This is a genomic window from Ruminococcoides intestinale (assembly GCF_040095935.1).
Taxonomy (GTDB): Bacteria; Bacillota; Clostridia; order Oscillospirales; family Acutalibacteraceae; genus Ruminococcoides; species Ruminococcoides intestinale.
The window spans coordinates 122,932-137,796 of sequence record NZ_JBBMFQ010000006.1 but is presented as its reverse complement, the minus strand read 5'-3'; the positions used below and the strand labels follow the sequence as shown (position 1 = coordinate 137,796).

Here is a 14,865-nt window from a genome sequence, read left to right as displayed (position 1 = left end):
AACAACAGGGCTCGAACCTGTGACCCTCTGCTTGTAAGGCAGATGCTCTCCCAGCTGAGCTATGCTCCCACATGCCTTTGTCGCTCTATCGAAGTTCTGTTGAATTTCGAATATCTCTCAGCGACAGATATTATAATACTACAACTTGTTCTAAATGTCAACACTTTTTTGAAATTTTTTTCATTTTTATGAGTGACATCACGAACATTTGCGACAAGGCCTTTAAAAATCTTTATTCTTTGCTGTTTTTCTCTGCAATCAGCTTTTCAAGGTCATCCTTTGTAAAGACATATTTCTTATTGCAGAAGTGACAGGTTGCAACGGCAACACCCTGTTCATTGACCATAGAACGGATGTCATCATCGCTGAGGGTACAAAAATAATTTTCAAGCTTTTCTTTTGAACAACCGCAAACATACTTAACAGGGTTTTCGTCAAGCACTTCAACCTCAAAGCCTTTGAGGGCTGTTTTGCAGATATCGAGAATACTCATACCATTTGCAAGCATAGTTGTAACGGGTTCAAGCTCTGCAATATTCTTTTCCAGCTTGTCAATAACAGTATCGTCTGCACCCGGAAGAAGCTGAATAAGCAATCCGCCTGCAAGCAAAACCTCGCCGTCCTCTTTGTCAATCAGCACACCCAAGGCACAAACTGTGGGAATCTGTTCGCTTGTTGCGTAGTAGTTTGCAATATCCTCGGCAATTTCACCGCTGACAAGCTCAACCTGACCTATGTACGGATCGCCTGAACCGTAGTCACGCATAACATTTAGCATACCTGTTCTGCCGACTGCTTTTGCAACATTGATTTTGCCGTTTTCATAATATTCCGTCGGGCAGTCTGCATTGCCGACATAACCCTTTACATTGCCGCTGCTGTCGCCGACTGCAATAACGGGACCGAGTTCACCGTCACCCATTACACGAAGGTTGACTGACGCATCTTTCTGTTTGAGCATATCACCCATAATTGAGGTTGCACACAAAAGTCTGCCGAGTGCGGCTGTGGCACTGCGTGAAAGATGGTGAATCTTCTTTGCGGTAAAAACTATGTCAGAGGCATCAACGCAAGCCGCCATAATCGCACCGTCAGATGTAATACAACGAATTATTTTATCCATATCGGTTATCCTTTCGATTCATTAAACTCTTTGTTGCGTGATTTTTTCATCCTTGCAACATAAATTGCCCTCTGTTCATCCGCTTTCGGGCTTTCAAGGGTAAGGTCGCCGTAAACAGCCTCTACTTCAAAACCTGCATCCGTGAGCATTTTTCTGATTTCATCATCTGTATAGGCTCTTTCCGAAAAGCTTTCGGACGAACGATAATACACACCGTTTTCTTCCTCAAAGAAATCAAGGTCGATTTTTACCTTGTTATCGTCTTCGGGAGTGTTTTGCCATACGCAGAAAACGCTGTCGTTTTCATACACAAAGGTATTATCCGCAAGAACATTTTTATGCTTGTACACCGTGTTGACATCAAAAATGAACAGACCGTCATCGTCCATAAAAAGTCCCACACGGTCAAATGTCTTTGCAACATCTTCAATTTTTGTAAGATGATTTATGCTGTCGAGAGTACAAACACAGGTGTTTATTGTACCATACAAGTCAATACTCTGCATCTTCTGCCTTAAAAACAGGATATCAAGCCCTTCTTCGGAGGCACTTTGCATTGCCTCGCTGAGCATTTCCATACTGTAATCAATTCCGAAAACATCCACTCCCCGCTTTTTCAAAAGTCGGGTAAGAGTTCCCGTTCCGCAGGCAAGGTCAAGCGTTATGCCCATATCATGACCGAAACTTTCGGCAAGCTTCAAAATATAGTCACAGCGTTTTTCATAGCAGGCGTCCTGCATAAGTCCGTCATAAAATCGGGCAAATGACAAATAGCTCGGCATTACTCTTTTTCTCCGTTTTTAATTCGGTCAAGCACAAGCGTGTAGCCGTATGTATCGTTGTCAAACAACGCTCTTTTCACTCGGCTGATAGTTGCGGTTGACGCACCTGTTTCCTTAACAATTTCAGTATATACTTTTTTTTCGGTAAGCATTTTTGCAACAACAAGACGCTGTGACATGGCTTTAAGCTCTGCACTTGTGCATAAATCTTCAAAAAAGCGATAGCAATCTTCCTCGTTTTCAAGAGAAAGAATTGCCTTGAATAAATAGTCGGTAGAATCATTTTTCAGCTTTGAATTCAAAACCGTTTCCTCCTTAATTTTGTTTCCGTAAATTTTGCAAACAATATGTTTTCATACACTAAAATTTTAACACACAAAAGTACGAAAGTAAAGTAAAAACTGCTTTTTCGTCTTTTTTTACGAAATTTGCCTGTGATTTTTTACACATAAATTTATGCAAACACAAAACAGCCGTCCGACTGAACAGCTGTTTTGCACTTACGGTTAAATGTTTTTCTTTATAGTATCGAGAGCGCCTTTTTCAATACGGCTGACCTGTGCCTGTGAAATTCCTATTTCAGCCGCAACCTCCATCTGAGTTTTGCCACGGAAAAACCTCATTGAAAGAATCCGCTTTTCCCTGTCCGAAAGATTTGTAATTGCCTCTTTTACGGCAATTTCTTCAAGCCATGTTGAATCGTCATTCTTATCGCCTATCTGATCCATTACATATATAGTATCGTTTCCGTCCGAAAACACGGGTTCATAAAGCGACACCGGCTCGACAATTGCCTCAAGCGCAAGCACCACCTGTTCCTTCGGCATCTCCATAATTTTTGCAATTTCTTCAACAGTCGGCTCACGGTTATTTTTATTTGTGAGCTGTTCTTTTATCTGCATTGCACGGTAAGCCGTGTCCCTCATTGAGCGTGAAACCCTGACTGAGTTGTTGTCACGCAGAAACCGTCTGATTTCACCGATTATCATAGGCACTCCGTAGGTGCTGAATCTTACATCAAGCGTCGGATTAAAATTGTCAATCGCCTTGATAAGCCCGATTACACCCACCTGAAACAAATCGTCTGGATTTTCACCCCTGTTTGTAAATCTTTGAATTACGGACAGCACAAGCCGCAAATTTCCGTTAATCATCTTGTCTCTTGCCTTTTTCTTTTCGGCAGGAGAACCGTTTTTGATTATATTAAGCAGTTCCCGTTTTTCGCTTTCTTTGAGCAGTTTAAGCTGTGATGTGTTTACTCCGCAGATTTCAACTTTTCCGTATTGCAAAGAATTACCCCCGAATCTGAATTTTAATCGGTTTTGTCTTTACAATAGTTATTGACGGTTTTACGGCTTTTATACTTTGAGTAATTTTAAAAAAGTTTTCTAAACTTTAAAATTGTACATTGACAATGGTACAATCAAATGGTACAATTTAAGTGTAGAATTAGCCATGTTATACAAATTCGCATATAAATCATTAAAAGGAGGACGGCTATGTTTACAATTGATTTCACAAGCCGTGTGCCGATTTACGAGCAGATTTGCAACAATGTAATCAGACTTGCATCGGCAGGTGTGTTCAAATCGGGTGACAGACTGCCGCCTGTACGAACGGTTGCAAAAGAAATCGGAGTAAACCCGAATACCGTTGCAAAGGCATACCGCACGCTTGAAATTGACGGCTACATTTACTCAACTGTCGGCAGAGGAACATTTATGACCGACAAGCTGACAAAAGACACGGCATACAGAGATATGGCTCTGAAAGCATTCAGAGAAGCCACCAAAAATGCAGAACTGTACAGCGTTCCCCGCCAACAGCTTATTGACATTATTGACGCCATATACGAAGGAGGCGGTAAGAATGATTGAGGTTAATCACATAACAAAAAGGTTCGGTAAGGTAACTGCCGTTGATGATTTTACGCTCGACATAAACCGAGGCTCCGTACTCGGCATTGTCGGAAGCAACGGCGGAGGAAAATCAACACTTCTGAGAATTTTGTCAGGTGTGTTTGATGCTGACAGCGGTGAAGTTAAAATTAACGGTCAGAACATTTATAACAATCCGTCTGTTAAGGGCGAATGTTTTTTTATTCCCGATTTTCCGTATTTTTCAAACAGTGCAACACTCGAAAACACGGCATATCTTTACCGCAGTCTTTATCCGAATTGGAACGAGAACGCTTTCAGACAATTTTGCTCCGTGTTTCCTATTGACCCTGATGCAAAAATAATTGATATGTCAAAAGGTATGCAAAGACAGGCGGCTTTGATATTGGCGATTTCAACCTGTCCGAGATATCTTTTGCTTGATGAAATTTTTGACGGACTTGATCCGGTTGTCCGCCGTCTTGTAAAGAAAATTCTCATTGACAATGTTTCCGCAAACGATATGACCGTTGTCATTGCGTCACACAATCTGCGTGAGCTTGAAGAATTGTGCGACAGAATCTGCCTTATCCACAAGGGCAAGTTACTTCTTGAGCGTGAAATTGACGAAATCAAGCTTGGACTCCGCAAGGTTCAGGTTGCGTTCACGGAAGTTCCCGACAATTCGTTCTTTGAAAAAATCAATATTATCAATTTGTGGAGAAACGGAAATATATTCAACCTTACAATCAGAGGAACGGAAGATGAGTTTATGCCAAAGCTTGAGGAGCATAAACCTCTTTACATTTCAGCCGTTCCGATGACATTGGAGGAAATTTTTATAAGTGAAATGGGGGCAGCAGGTTATGACGCAGAAAACATCATTTAAAAGCAGAATGAAACAGGCATTTTCATTCTTCCGCAGTGACCTGAGAGCCTCTACTCCGTTGCTTGTGGTATTCGGACTTATCTCGGCTGTAACGGTTGTAATCTGCTACACAATATGCGTTGTGCTTGGCGATGATATGACCTTTACAGGTGCATTGTTAAGCCTTAACTTTCTGGGAGTTACAAACTCAGGCACAGGCATAATCGAGATTTTCCAGTATTCATCGGCAAACCTCATTTATCTTATTTCAATAATATTTACAATCATCTACACGGTGCGAATTTATTCGTATCTGCACAATAAACGCAAGGCTGATTTGTACGGTTCTCTGCCGATTGGCAGGTCAACGCTGTTTGTCACAAAAACAGCGTCGGCATACCTCATGTCAATTATCCCGACATTATTCTTCCTCGGAGTGATTTCAATTATCACGGTCTGCACGGGAAACTCCGTAATAAGCGAGCTTAGTTCGATGTTCCTCAAAATATGTCTCGGAACACTTGCATCAATCTCGTTTTTCGGTCTTATTGCAATTTGTTGCGGAACAATGCTCAACTCCGTGCTTATGTTCATTGCGGTTTGCGTAGCTTATCCGCTTTCCGCAATCTTCATCAAAGGCATTGTTGTGGGTTGTTTTGACGGCTTTTATGTCGGCATTTTCAAAGACAGCATTATCATGAACGCACTCAATCCGCTTGCCGCATATGACGGAATCAACATTATTTACTGGCTGATTTTCTCGGTTGTTTGCATTGTTCTCGGTGCTTTTCTTGCAAAAAAGAGAAAAGCGGAAAGAGCACAGTCGGCATTTGCATTCCACCTTCCGTGCTACATAATCAAGGTGCTTGTTTCGTTCCTTGCAGGTATGTTTCTCGGTGTGCTTTTCGGCTCGGTAAATGTTCTCGGCGGATATGCGGGTTTTGTTTTCGGATTTATTCTTGCAAGCGTTCCTGTTTACATAATCGTTCATCTTATTTTGTACAGAGGCTTTTCAAAGCTTATCAAAACCTCGATTCCGCTCGGTGCGTTGATTATTGTAAGCTGTGTCGGTGTTGCTCTCTGCTGTTTTGACGCATTTGGCTACAACAGTTATGTACCGAAAACTCAGGATATCAAGAGTGCCGGATTCTATGACGCAAATTCAAACTATCAGGCAAAAGGCAGTGCTGTCGGCAAAAATCTTAAAGATATGGCTGACGATATTACAGACAAAGACACAATCGCAAGTATTTCGGAGGCACATTTCAAGCTTGTTGACAACCGCAATTATTCGGTAAAGAACAAGTTCAAAAACACTTGGGTTTCAATGTTCAAGGACAATGTTCCTGTATTCAGCGAGATTTCAAAAAATCCCGATTACGCATTTGCCTACACTCTCAACAACGGTAACATCGTTACAAGAACATACAGCTCTGCATCGGCTTTTGAAGAAACTGAGAGCTATCTTTCAAGCACTTATAACGAGCTTGACACATCCGACATCATTTATTCAAAGGGCTATATCAAGGCATACAGTCCGCTTGTAAAAGCTGATTACAAGGATATTAACACATTTATCGTTGCAGGCTTTGACGGCAAAGCAACTGACGATAAGCATCCTGATTTTGTGTCAAGCAAAATTATTTATACTGATGATGACGGAACAGTAAATTATTCTAAAAATTACAAAAATACAGCCGAAAAAATTAAAGAGGCTTTTCTCAAAGACCTTGATAATTGCAGTGACGAGGACTTTGCGAAAATAGATCAAATGACCAAGTATGCAGATCATGCGCTTGATGTTGCCTATGTCAATTACGGTGAATACGAAAGCTTTATAGAATCCGAACCCGATGCTGTATGTGTGATTGCGATTGCAACAGGTGATGTTAATTCGTATTACGATGAAATAAGAAATATGGATTCTTACAACGGCAATACTGCCGCAAGAACACAGGTTGTTTATACTGTTCCCAAAAGCTTTAAAAACACTATAAAAGCGTTGCAGGAGCTTGGTATTCTGAACAGCAAGCTGTATATAGACAAGGATTATCTGCCGGGTGATTCAACATCTTATAAGGAATACACAGGCGAATATTACTACGATGATTACACCTCCTCATCCGATTTGTATGACTATACAGATGATTCTTATATTGACGACAGCGAATATTGATACAGGCATTACACTACAGGAAAGCAGGATTTTAAATGGAACTTTACAACGGACGACCAACCGACTTAGCAGGCAGAGAAGACCGTGAAATCAGAGTATATGACCTTCTTGACAGCCTTGGAATTGAATATCAGCGAACCGACCACGGACACGCTGACACAATGGAGGCTTGCAACGAAATTGACGCTGTGCTTGATGTGCTGATTTGCAAGAATCTTTTTCTGTGCAACAGGCAGAAAACCGACTTCTATCTTCTTATGATGCCTGGTGACAAACCTTTTAAAACAAAGGAGCTGTCAAAGCAAATCGGAAGTGCAAGACTTTCGTTTGCGACTCCCGATTTTATGCTCGAATTTCTCGACATCAAGCCGGGTGCGGTGAGCGTTATGGGGCTGATGAATGACAAGGACAACCGAGTAAGACTTCTTGTTGACGAGGATGTTCTCAAGGGCGAATATGTCGGCTGTCATCCGTGTGTAAACACCTCAAGTTTAAAAATCAAAACAGCCGATGTTTTCGGAAAGTATCTTGATGCGGTTCACCACACCGCAACAACCGTAAAGCTTATCGGTGAAGATTAAGTATAGAAATCATTAAAAGTATTAAACGGCAACGGGATAAATTTTTCCGTTGCCGTTTCGTTTTTCACAGAACATAACTGCCCCCGAACCTTTGAAAGATTCGGGGGCAGTTGTCTGAATATTAAGAAAAATGAGTATCAATTATTTGATTTACTTTTCAATCTTTCTTCTGTAGCAAACGAACATTGCACCGCTTGCAACGAGCATTACAAGTGCAACCGAAACAGCAGTCATCGGGTTGCCTGTCTGAACTGCACCGTTGCCACCTGTTGCAGATTTTGTTACTGTATCCTTTGTTGCAGTATCTTTTGTTGAAGAAATATCTTTTGAGGGAACTCCGTTTGCATAGTAGTTAACCTTGAATGTACCTGTAACCTCTGTTGAATACTCTTCATCTTCAGGAAGATTGAGCCATTCGTTTACATCACCCATAACATCAACTTCAAGATTTGTCATTGTGTCATCAGGGCGAACATAAACAGGACTTATATATACCATATCTTCCTCTGTGCCGTCAAAAGTCTTTGTGTAAGTTTTGCCTGTAATTTTATCCTTTACAGTAACTTCAAGACCTTTAAATTCGGGATAGAAATATGTTTCATCGTAGTATTCCTTGCTTTCGGGACTTCCGTCATACGGCATATCAGCCTCATAGAAGAAATCAGTATCAGCCTTTGTGTAGTTCACCTTTTCGGGTGCTTTTACGGAAACCACTTCGTAACGGTCATCAAGTTCAGGTACATCCGGCCATATGTTTTTAAAGTTGATTTTATAGCTTGTCTGTGCATCCTGATATGATACATTTACAGTATACTCTCTGTAAATCATACCGTAAAGCTTTGAGTTTAATTCAGTAACAATTTTTTTAAACTCATCCTCGGTCATATCTTCTGTAAAATCAGGCATATTTTTCTCAGATTCAATCAATGCCTTAATTACTTCGCCGTAATTAAACGGATCAGCAAGCTCAGCTTTGCAGTCCTTAGCATCAACCTTTTCGGTTGTACCGTCACTGTAAACAGCTTCAATTTCCATACCTGTAAGGTCAAGTTTGAGTTCAAGATTGAACTGACTGAAATACTTGATTAGGCTTTCTTCTATTGCATCTTCGTCTGCGATTTTTGATAAATCAATATCAGGTTCAATCACATCCTCTGATGTGTATGTAAGCTTGTCGGGGAGCTTTGTAATTTTAAGCTCTGTTACCTTTTTTGCCTCATCGGGTGTCGCTGTGTCGTCTGTCTGTGCAAACGCTGTGAACACGCATGAAAATGCAAGCATCAAAACGATTGCAAGAGATAATACTCTTTTCATAAATTTTTCCTCCTGAAAACTAAAAATCATTGTATGATAAAAGCATATACAATTACAACGTCATTGTACTACACTGTTTTACAAAAATCAACTGTTTCAACAAACAATTGTCGCAAAAATTCTTCACTTGCTGTTTTTTATGAATTTTTTATATAGTATATTATTGCATTTGAGATTTAATTATAATTGTTCAAAATAAATTTGTACTTATTGCAAATTTTCTATTGTAAAATTCTGTCATTGCTGATATAATTGTAGGTGGAATCAAAAGATTACCGAATACCCGAAAATCGGCATAAAACCTACCCAGCAAATATGGTGATTAAATTGAAAATTCTGCTTAATCCAGACAAAGAAATTGTAAAAGAAGTTCGCAAACAGCTTATACGCACGGGCGGTTATTGTCCGTATATGTTAATCAGAAGCCCTGCAACACTGTGTATGTGTGAGGATTTCAGGGCAAAAATTGCCGATCCCGAATTTGAGGGATACTGCCATTGCCTGATGTATTATAAACAAAAATAGAATTTTATACATAAAAAAATAATAAAAATCGGAACAGCCGTGATTGGGTTTACGGCTGTTCCGATTTTTTAGGCAGAAAAACTCAATCGAGTGAAGTAAATCTGAACTTAAATGTTATAATCCCGTTTTCAAATTCGGCTTTATATTTGAATCCATGCATTTCAAGGGCGGATTTTACTATTGAAAGTCCTATTCCGCTGCCGCTCTTATTATCTCCCTTTGCGGCTCTGAAATAAGGCTGCCACAATTTTGAGAGATTTTCCCTGTCAAATGACGAGCATTGATTGCTGATTGACAACACATCATCCGAAACATTAATTGTGATATCCGAACCGTAATCGGAATATTTTTCGGCATTGTCAATAAGATTTTCAAGCACCGTTTTAAGCATGGCAGGGTCAGCCTTTATTTTTGCCTTTGAGTTGTAAATGAAAATAATTTCGTGTTCTGTGTGAACATAATAATTTTCAAGAATTTTCTCAATAAACGGTTTAAAGTCAAAAACTTCGCAATTCAGCTTTAATGCGGGCGAATCGAATCGTGACAAATCGAGCATTCTGTGAATAAGAATGTCCATTTCCTCAGTCTGTTGCTGAATGATTTCTATGTTGTGAAGTCTCTTTTCGGTGTCTTCCTCATTTTTAAGATTTTCCGCAAAACCGCCTATGACAAACAAGGGGGTTTTGAGATTGTGCGCAATTGCATTTGTCATTTCAAGACGGGTTTCCTCCTGTGCGGTTCGCCTTTTAAAATCTTTCCACGAGAAAATTTCAACCGTAATCACCACCGCCATTATCGTAAACGCAACAGCAAATACCGTTATAAACTTCCATAGGCAATCATTGAGTAAATCTATTTCTTTTAAAGAAACAATCAAATAAGACCCCTGTACAACTTTATATACATAGTCACTATCATCGAGATCACTTATCAAGCGATTTTCTTTGTTGTAATAGTAATCACTGCTCAACAAATAACATTTAAAAATCCCGTCATTTACAACAGCAGGTGATTCGTAAATATCAATATAAGATAAGGCGTTATCTTTAAGAATTTGTTCTACATTCTTTTGAGAATATTTAGGTTTGTCCTTTCCAAGAAAAAAATCTTTATCAATTATATTACGGTGCATTTCGTCATTTTCAAACGGAGTAGCCTCTAATTCTTCTATGGTCAAATAATCATATTTGCTAAGGTCAAAGCTATATGTTTTAACAACTTCATCCTGAACATACCAATCATTCACTTTGTTGGTCTTTACAACCTCAAGCTGACAAGGGACATAGCCGTATTTTTCGCTTTCATAAAACTTTTTGCAGATCAAAACATAGTAATTTCCGTCATTATCAGTCGGAGTGTTGAGATATCCGCAAATTTCTTTATTCTCATTATCACTGAGCAAATTTTTAATCACATCAAAACTTATATAATTTCTGTTTTGCGATATATAATACACCGTAAGAACATTATCCGTAGTTATCGTCAAATTTTTCTTATCAGTAATCTGATAGTATGTATTGCTTTTATCAACATTTTCGTTCAGCAATCCTACTTTGTCATTGTATGGATAAGCTCCATTCACCTTATCATCTTGAGAATCTGTTAAATTTATGCCAAGGTTATGCTCTACATCAATCATCTTCATTTTAAGCTCATTTTCGGCATTGGCAACGAGCAAGTCTTTGGAGCTGTTCAGTATTGCAAGAGAGGTAAGAACCGTTCCCAGCAGACACACAATTATTGTTACGGAAATTATAATGTAATGAAACTTTTTTCGACGTTTGATATATCTTGATTTCATTTTTTATCCTCCGCCTTATACCCTCGCCGTATTACCGTTTTCAAAACAGACGCATTTTCGCCCAATGCTTTTCGGATATTTTTGATATGCGTGTCAAGCACTCTTTCATCAATCATCGTGTCATAGTGCCAAACGGCTGTGATGATTTTTTCACGGGACACAACGCTGTTTTTATTCTCTAACAGAATTTTAAGAATAGCATATTCCTTTGCGGTAAGGGTTACTTCTTCACCGTCGGACACAACAACACCGTTGTTCGGATTGAGCGAAACATTCCCCACCGTAAGCAAATTGTGCCGCACAAGTCCTTTTGAACGCTTGATGAGGGCTTTCACCTTTTCATAAAATACGGGCAGAGCAATCGGCTTCACAATGTAATCGTCACAGCCGAGAGCGTAGCCGTTTAGCATATCAGCCTCGCTTGTTCTTGCCGTGATGAACATAATCGGCACATCGCTGTATCTGCGGATTTCTTTGCAAAGCGTAAAACCGTCCATTTCGGGGAGCATTACATCAAGGAGCAAAAGGTCATAGCTGTTCTCGTATGCCTTATCAAGTCCCTTTAAGCCGTTTTCCGCAAGGGTGATATTAAATTTTTCTTTATCTCTTTTTGAAAAATATTCGACAAGCATTTCACGAATATTTTTATCGTCCTCAACCAAAAGAATGTTGTACATTTTCCTCACCGTACTTTGATTGTAATATATTAATCTGAAGTTGATATGTAGATTTCTGTATATTTAAAATTCAGTTTCTGCCATAACTAAAACGGCGGATGCAATTTTCAGCATCCGCCTTGTTTTATGTATCTTATTTATTGACAAAATATCTGATGATATCCTGACGGGTTACGATACCGATAAAAGTACCGAGGTCATCGGTTACGGGGATAAAGTTCTGATTCATTGCCCGTGCAAGAAGCTCGTCCATACCTACCGAAATTTTAACTGCCGGATTAAAGTCGGGACGGAGTATGTCACGGATACGAAATTCTTCCTGTTCTTCAATATCGCCCGAAGTCTTTTTGTCAATTATATGCCACAAAAAGTCACCCTCGCTCACCGTGCCTACATATTTTCCGTCACGGGTTATAACAGGGATAGCGGTGTAGCTGTGAGCACGCATTTTTTCAAGTCCCTGTCTTAGGGTATTGTCCTCATAAATATATTTTAAAGAATCTTTATGCTTTAAAAGCATAATAACATTCATCTTTTCACCTCCAGTCAAAAAACAAATATTTGTCAGCCAAAGGTCATTATAGTACCAAACAAACAATATTGCAATATCTTTTTACAATATTTTACACAATTATTGCATTTTTGATTTTACATACTTGTTTGTAACATAAAGCTGTCCGATAAGGTACACCACGCCTGCCGTGAGCAAAAGCGTTTTAACCTGCAAAAGTCCGCTCATCATAAAAATTACTGCGGTTACGGCTGTAAGAAGATATGCCCATAATTTTGAAAATCTGTTAAAGCATAAAAACCACAAAATAAGTGCAACGACCGTCAGAACACAGGTTGAGATTATCCAAAAGGTTTCCATAATCGGCTTTGTAAAGCCACCCTCAAGCACGCCGATGTTGATTCCCATAAGGAAAATACTGCAATACTTTCCGATTCTTTCTATGTAAAGCATAGCCCTGTTATCAAAAATTGTTCTGTCTATTCTGTTGCTTTTTATATAGACGATGTCGGGTACAAGCAAAGCAATTGCAAAAGCAAGTCCGTACCAGTTAAAAAGATTTGTACTGAAAAATTCCATAAGTTCACTCCGTTATTTATTGTTTTCGTGGTATTCACAAAATTCCTTCGTTTTGCTCCAATACTTTATTCCCCAGTTTTCAAAATTCCACTCCTCCATATAATCGTTACATTCGTAGTCGATGTACCACAAAAGTCCGTTGTTTAAAATGAAATTTGTCGGGAAATAATCTATGTTAATTCCTTTTGGATTCAACAATCTGCACATTTCACGAACCTGCTCAATGTATTCGGGTTTCATCTCATTCTGCAAAACAAGCTCATATGCGGTTTTGCCGTCAATGTAATCTTTAAGAATCCTCTCGTTTTCCACATCGCAGTCAATAAGCTTCGGCAGTCTGAGCCCGGCATTTTTCAGCCGTTCGTAATCGTCAAGCTCACTTTGAATTTTGTTACCGAAGGTATAGTATGAACACGGCTCGTGGTGAATCTGCTTTAAAACATAATTGTGTTCTCCGTCTGAAACAAGGTAGGAATAACCGCCCTTGCCTTTTCCGAGAAGCTTAATGACGGTAAAATCTTTTCCGTTCACACTCATAGTATCCATGAGAACACCTCCGCACATATTACCGTATTATTTTATCACAGCTAAAGTTTGGGTGCAAGTTTTAAATTCTTTATGTGTAATGAACAAATGCTAAAATAAGTACATTCGATAAAATAAAAAAGCGTGGATTTATAAATTTATTTTCTCAGGCGGCAATTTATTACAAATTTGTTGTTGATTTTCTTATTAAAAAAAAGTATGATTAGGATATATAATTCTGCGCAAATGCCACAGTTGTGACATTTGATGCCCACTACAATTGAATAACAACTTTTAACACACAGGAGAAGATTTATTTGGAAAAGAAAAAATTCAGAATCAGCGGAAAGCTGATATTTAATCTCGCTGTTGTGGCAATCTCGATTTATCTGATCATCTACTTCTTTGTTTCGGAGGACGGTCTGATCGACTTGCTCAAAAAGCCTGACGGCTGCAATATGCTGATTATCCTTGCGGCTTTGCTGATTTATGATTTGAACATCCTTGTTGATGCTGTTGTCACGCTGATATATGTGCGGTCAAAGTATGAGAATTTCAGCTTTATTGAGGCTTTGAAGGTCGCATTTGTCGGAGTATTCTTCAGTGCGATTACACCGTCAAGCACAGGCGGACAGCCTATGCAGCTTTACCTTATGTCAAAAAAGAACATAAGCGTAGGTTTCGGTTCGGCTTGTATGACGCAAAAGTTCATTGTGTATCAGATAGTAATGACCGCTGTCAGCGTTATTGCTGTTATCACAAGGTTCAACTATTTCAGCGATGCTTTTACAAACATCTGGTCAACGCTTTTCATTATTTTCGGATTTACCGTTCAACTTGCAATGACGGCTTTGTTCCTGCTTGTTTCGTTCAGCCGTAAGGTTACAAACAAGCTCATCAATCTTATTTATAAGATTATGAAAAAGTTCAAGTTCATTAAAAATCCCGAAAAAAAGGTTGAAAGACTTCACAAAGAAGTTGATATGTTTCACGACACAAACAAACAGCTTTTTTCAAGCGTAAAACGGCTTGTTGTAATTTATGCACTTGTATTCATTCAGGTAATTTTAATTCTTTCGATCCCCTACCTCATCTATGTCTCATTTGGTATGGCTCCGATTGCAAGAGCGGCAGGTCAGCCGACAATGTCATTTTACGATTCAATCTGTATTCAGTCATTCGTACTGTTCACGGCAAACCTTATCCCGCTCCCCGGTGCATCGGGCGGTGCGGAGCTTGCATTCACAATGTACTTCGGTTCGTTCTTCAAAATCGGTGCAATAAGCAAAATCAAGCCGGCAATCCTTATGTGGAGATTCATTACATACTACGGAGCAATCCTGATTTCTGCCCCGTTCTCCTACTTTACAAAGGGCAAACGGCGTGACGATGAAATAAAACAAATTGAAGAAGAACTTGAATCGGAAATGGATAATAAAAAAACGGAAGAAAAAGTAACTCAGTAGTATTTTCATAAATATCTCTTTCAAAAACGGAGCAGACGAAATGCAGTCTGCTCCGTTTTT

At 39.3% G+C, this 14,865-nt stretch carries 16 protein-coding genes; 6 read left to right on the top strand and 10 right to left on the bottom strand.

What is annotated here, in order from left to right:
- Positions 1-232: 232 nt before the first annotated feature.
- The 4 genes from hslO to sigG form a co-directional block, all read right to left on the bottom strand.
- Positions 233-1,123: an Hsp33 family molecular chaperone HslO gene (gene hslO, locus WMO31_RS09880; RefSeq protein WP_367999623.1), complete on the bottom strand. Its 891-nt coding sequence runs from the start codon at positions 1,121-1,123 to the stop codon at positions 233-235.
- 5 nt (positions 1,124-1,128) lie between these two features.
- On the bottom strand, positions 1,129-1,905 hold the full coding sequence (locus WMO31_RS09875) for a class I SAM-dependent DNA methyltransferase (protein ID WP_021883586.1): 777 nt from the start codon (positions 1,903-1,905) through the stop codon (positions 1,129-1,131).
- Positions 1,905-2,207: a YerC/YecD family TrpR-related protein gene (locus WMO31_RS09870; protein ID WP_021883585.1), complete on the bottom strand. Its 303-nt coding sequence runs from the start codon at positions 2,205-2,207 to the stop codon at positions 1,905-1,907. Before WMO31_RS09870 ends, WMO31_RS09875 begins: the two co-directional genes overlap by 1 nt.
- A 204-nt stretch (positions 2,208-2,411) precedes the next feature.
- Positions 2,412-3,194 carry an RNA polymerase sporulation sigma factor SigG gene (sigG, locus tag WMO31_RS09865; RefSeq protein ID WP_021883584.1) on the bottom strand — a complete coding sequence of 261 codons (783 nt, stop codon included), beginning with the start codon at positions 3,192-3,194 and terminating at the stop codon, positions 2,412-2,414.
- A 210-nt stretch (positions 3,195-3,404) separates the two neighbouring features.
- Between sigG and WMO31_RS09860 the strand changes: the two genes are divergently transcribed.
- The 4 genes from WMO31_RS09860 to WMO31_RS09845 are packed head-to-tail and all read left to right on the top strand — an operon-like array spanning position 3,405 to position 7,407.
- Positions 3,405-3,782: a GntR family transcriptional regulator gene (locus tag WMO31_RS09860; protein ID WP_021883583.1), complete on the top strand. Its 378-nt coding sequence runs from the start codon at positions 3,405-3,407 to the stop codon at positions 3,780-3,782.
- The gene (locus tag WMO31_RS09855) at positions 3,775-4,671 is read left to right on the top strand and encodes an ABC transporter ATP-binding protein (protein ID WP_367999622.1); all 897 of its coding nucleotides are present in this window, start codon (positions 3,775-3,777) and stop codon (positions 4,669-4,671) included. Before WMO31_RS09860 ends, WMO31_RS09855 begins: the two co-directional genes overlap by 8 nt.
- Complete coding sequence (locus WMO31_RS09850; protein WP_367999621.1) at positions 4,649-6,826, top strand: ABC transporter permease; 2,178 nt, start codon at positions 4,649-4,651, stop codon at positions 6,824-6,826. The genes WMO31_RS09855 and WMO31_RS09850 overlap by 23 nt, the downstream gene beginning before the upstream one ends.
- 35 nt (positions 6,827-6,861) lie before the next feature.
- Positions 6,862-7,407, top strand: coding sequence for a prolyl-tRNA synthetase associated domain-containing protein (locus tag WMO31_RS09845; protein WP_367999620.1), 546 nt, complete (start codon positions 6,862-6,864; stop codon positions 7,405-7,407).
- Between the two features lie 150 nt (positions 7,408-7,557).
- Here the strand turns inward: WMO31_RS09845 and WMO31_RS09840 are convergent, their stop codons facing one another.
- On the bottom strand, positions 7,558-8,721 hold the full coding sequence (locus WMO31_RS09840) for a hypothetical protein (RefSeq protein ID WP_367999619.1): 1,164 nt from the start codon (positions 8,719-8,721) through the stop codon (positions 7,558-7,560).
- A 318-nt stretch (positions 8,722-9,039) separates the two neighbouring features.
- On the opposite strand from WMO31_RS09840, the gene WMO31_RS09835 reads away from it, so the two are divergent.
- Positions 9,040-9,246 (top strand): ferredoxin thioredoxin reductase catalytic beta chain, encoded by a 207-nt coding sequence (locus tag WMO31_RS09835; protein WP_306532386.1) that lies wholly within the window; start codon positions 9,040-9,042, stop codon positions 9,244-9,246.
- 82 nt (positions 9,247-9,328) lie between these two features.
- Here WMO31_RS09835 and WMO31_RS09830 read toward each other — a convergent pair whose 3' ends face one another.
- From WMO31_RS09830 to WMO31_RS09810, 5 genes are all read right to left on the bottom strand, one after another.
- Complete coding sequence (locus tag WMO31_RS09830; protein ID WP_367999618.1) at positions 9,329-11,047, bottom strand: sensor histidine kinase; 1,719 nt, start codon at positions 11,045-11,047, stop codon at positions 9,329-9,331.
- Positions 11,044-11,724, bottom strand: a complete 681-nt coding sequence (locus tag WMO31_RS09825) for a response regulator transcription factor (protein ID WP_015522697.1) — start codon at positions 11,722-11,724, stop codon at positions 11,044-11,046. Before WMO31_RS09825 ends, WMO31_RS09830 begins: the two co-directional genes overlap by 4 nt.
- A gap of 133 nt (positions 11,725-11,857) precedes the next feature.
- Positions 11,858-12,256, bottom strand: a complete 399-nt coding sequence (locus tag WMO31_RS09820) for a CBS domain-containing protein (protein WP_015522696.1) — start codon at positions 12,254-12,256, stop codon at positions 11,858-11,860.
- Positions 12,257-12,355: 99 nt separating this feature from the next.
- Positions 12,356-12,814 carry a hypothetical protein gene (locus WMO31_RS09815; protein WP_367999617.1) on the bottom strand — a complete coding sequence of 153 codons (459 nt, stop codon included), beginning with the start codon at positions 12,812-12,814 and terminating at the stop codon, positions 12,356-12,358.
- A gap of 12 nt (positions 12,815-12,826) precedes the next feature.
- Positions 12,827-13,360, bottom strand: a complete 534-nt coding sequence (locus WMO31_RS09810) for a BUD32 family EKC/KEOPS complex subunit (RefSeq protein WP_296167591.1) — start codon at positions 13,358-13,360, stop codon at positions 12,827-12,829.
- Positions 13,361-13,656: 296 nt separating this feature from the next.
- Here WMO31_RS09810 and WMO31_RS09805 point away from each other — a divergent pair, with 296 nt between their 5' ends.
- The gene (locus tag WMO31_RS09805; protein WP_367999616.1) at positions 13,657-14,805 is read left to right on the top strand and encodes a lysylphosphatidylglycerol synthase transmembrane domain-containing protein; all 1,149 of its coding nucleotides are present in this window, start codon (positions 13,657-13,659) and stop codon (positions 14,803-14,805) included.
- Positions 14,806-14,865: the final 60 nt, after the last annotated feature.

Coding starts and splice junctions, on each gene's coding strand:
- WMO31_RS09875 (WP_021883586.1), bottom strand. CDS start 1,905: ATGCCGAGCTATTTGTCATTTGCCCGATTTTATGACGGACTTATGCAG.
- WMO31_RS09820 (WP_015522696.1), bottom strand. CDS start 12,256: ATGAATGTTATTATGCTTTTAAAGCATAAAGATTCTTTAAAATATATT.
- WMO31_RS09860 (WP_021883583.1), top strand. CDS start 3,405: ATGTTTACAATTGATTTCACAAGCCGTGTGCCGATTTACGAGCAGATT.
- WMO31_RS09855 (WP_367999622.1), top strand. CDS start 3,775: ATGATTGAGGTTAATCACATAACAAAAAGGTTCGGTAAGGTAACTGCC.
- WMO31_RS09830 (WP_367999618.1), bottom strand. CDS start 11,047: ATGAAATCAAGATATATCAAACGTCGAAAAAAGTTTCATTACATTATA.
- WMO31_RS09850 (WP_367999621.1), top strand. CDS start 4,649: ATGACGCAGAAAACATCATTTAAAAGCAGAATGAAACAGGCATTTTCA.
- WMO31_RS09815 (WP_367999617.1), bottom strand. CDS start 12,814: ATGGAATTTTTCAGTACAAATCTTTTTAACTGGTACGGACTTGCTTTT.
- WMO31_RS09845 (WP_367999620.1), top strand. CDS start 6,862: ATGGAACTTTACAACGGACGACCAACCGACTTAGCAGGCAGAGAAGAC.
- hslO (WP_367999623.1), bottom strand. CDS start 1,123: ATGGATAAAATAATTCGTTGTATTACATCTGACGGTGCGATTATGGCG.
- WMO31_RS09810 (WP_296167591.1), bottom strand. CDS start 13,360: ATGGATACTATGAGTGTGAACGGAAAAGATTTTACCGTCATTAAGCTT.
- WMO31_RS09825 (WP_015522697.1), bottom strand. CDS start 11,724: ATGTACAACATTCTTTTGGTTGAGGACGATAAAAATATTCGTGAAATG.
- WMO31_RS09840 (WP_367999619.1), bottom strand. CDS start 8,721: ATGAAAAGAGTATTATCTCTTGCAATCGTTTTGATGCTTGCATTTTCA.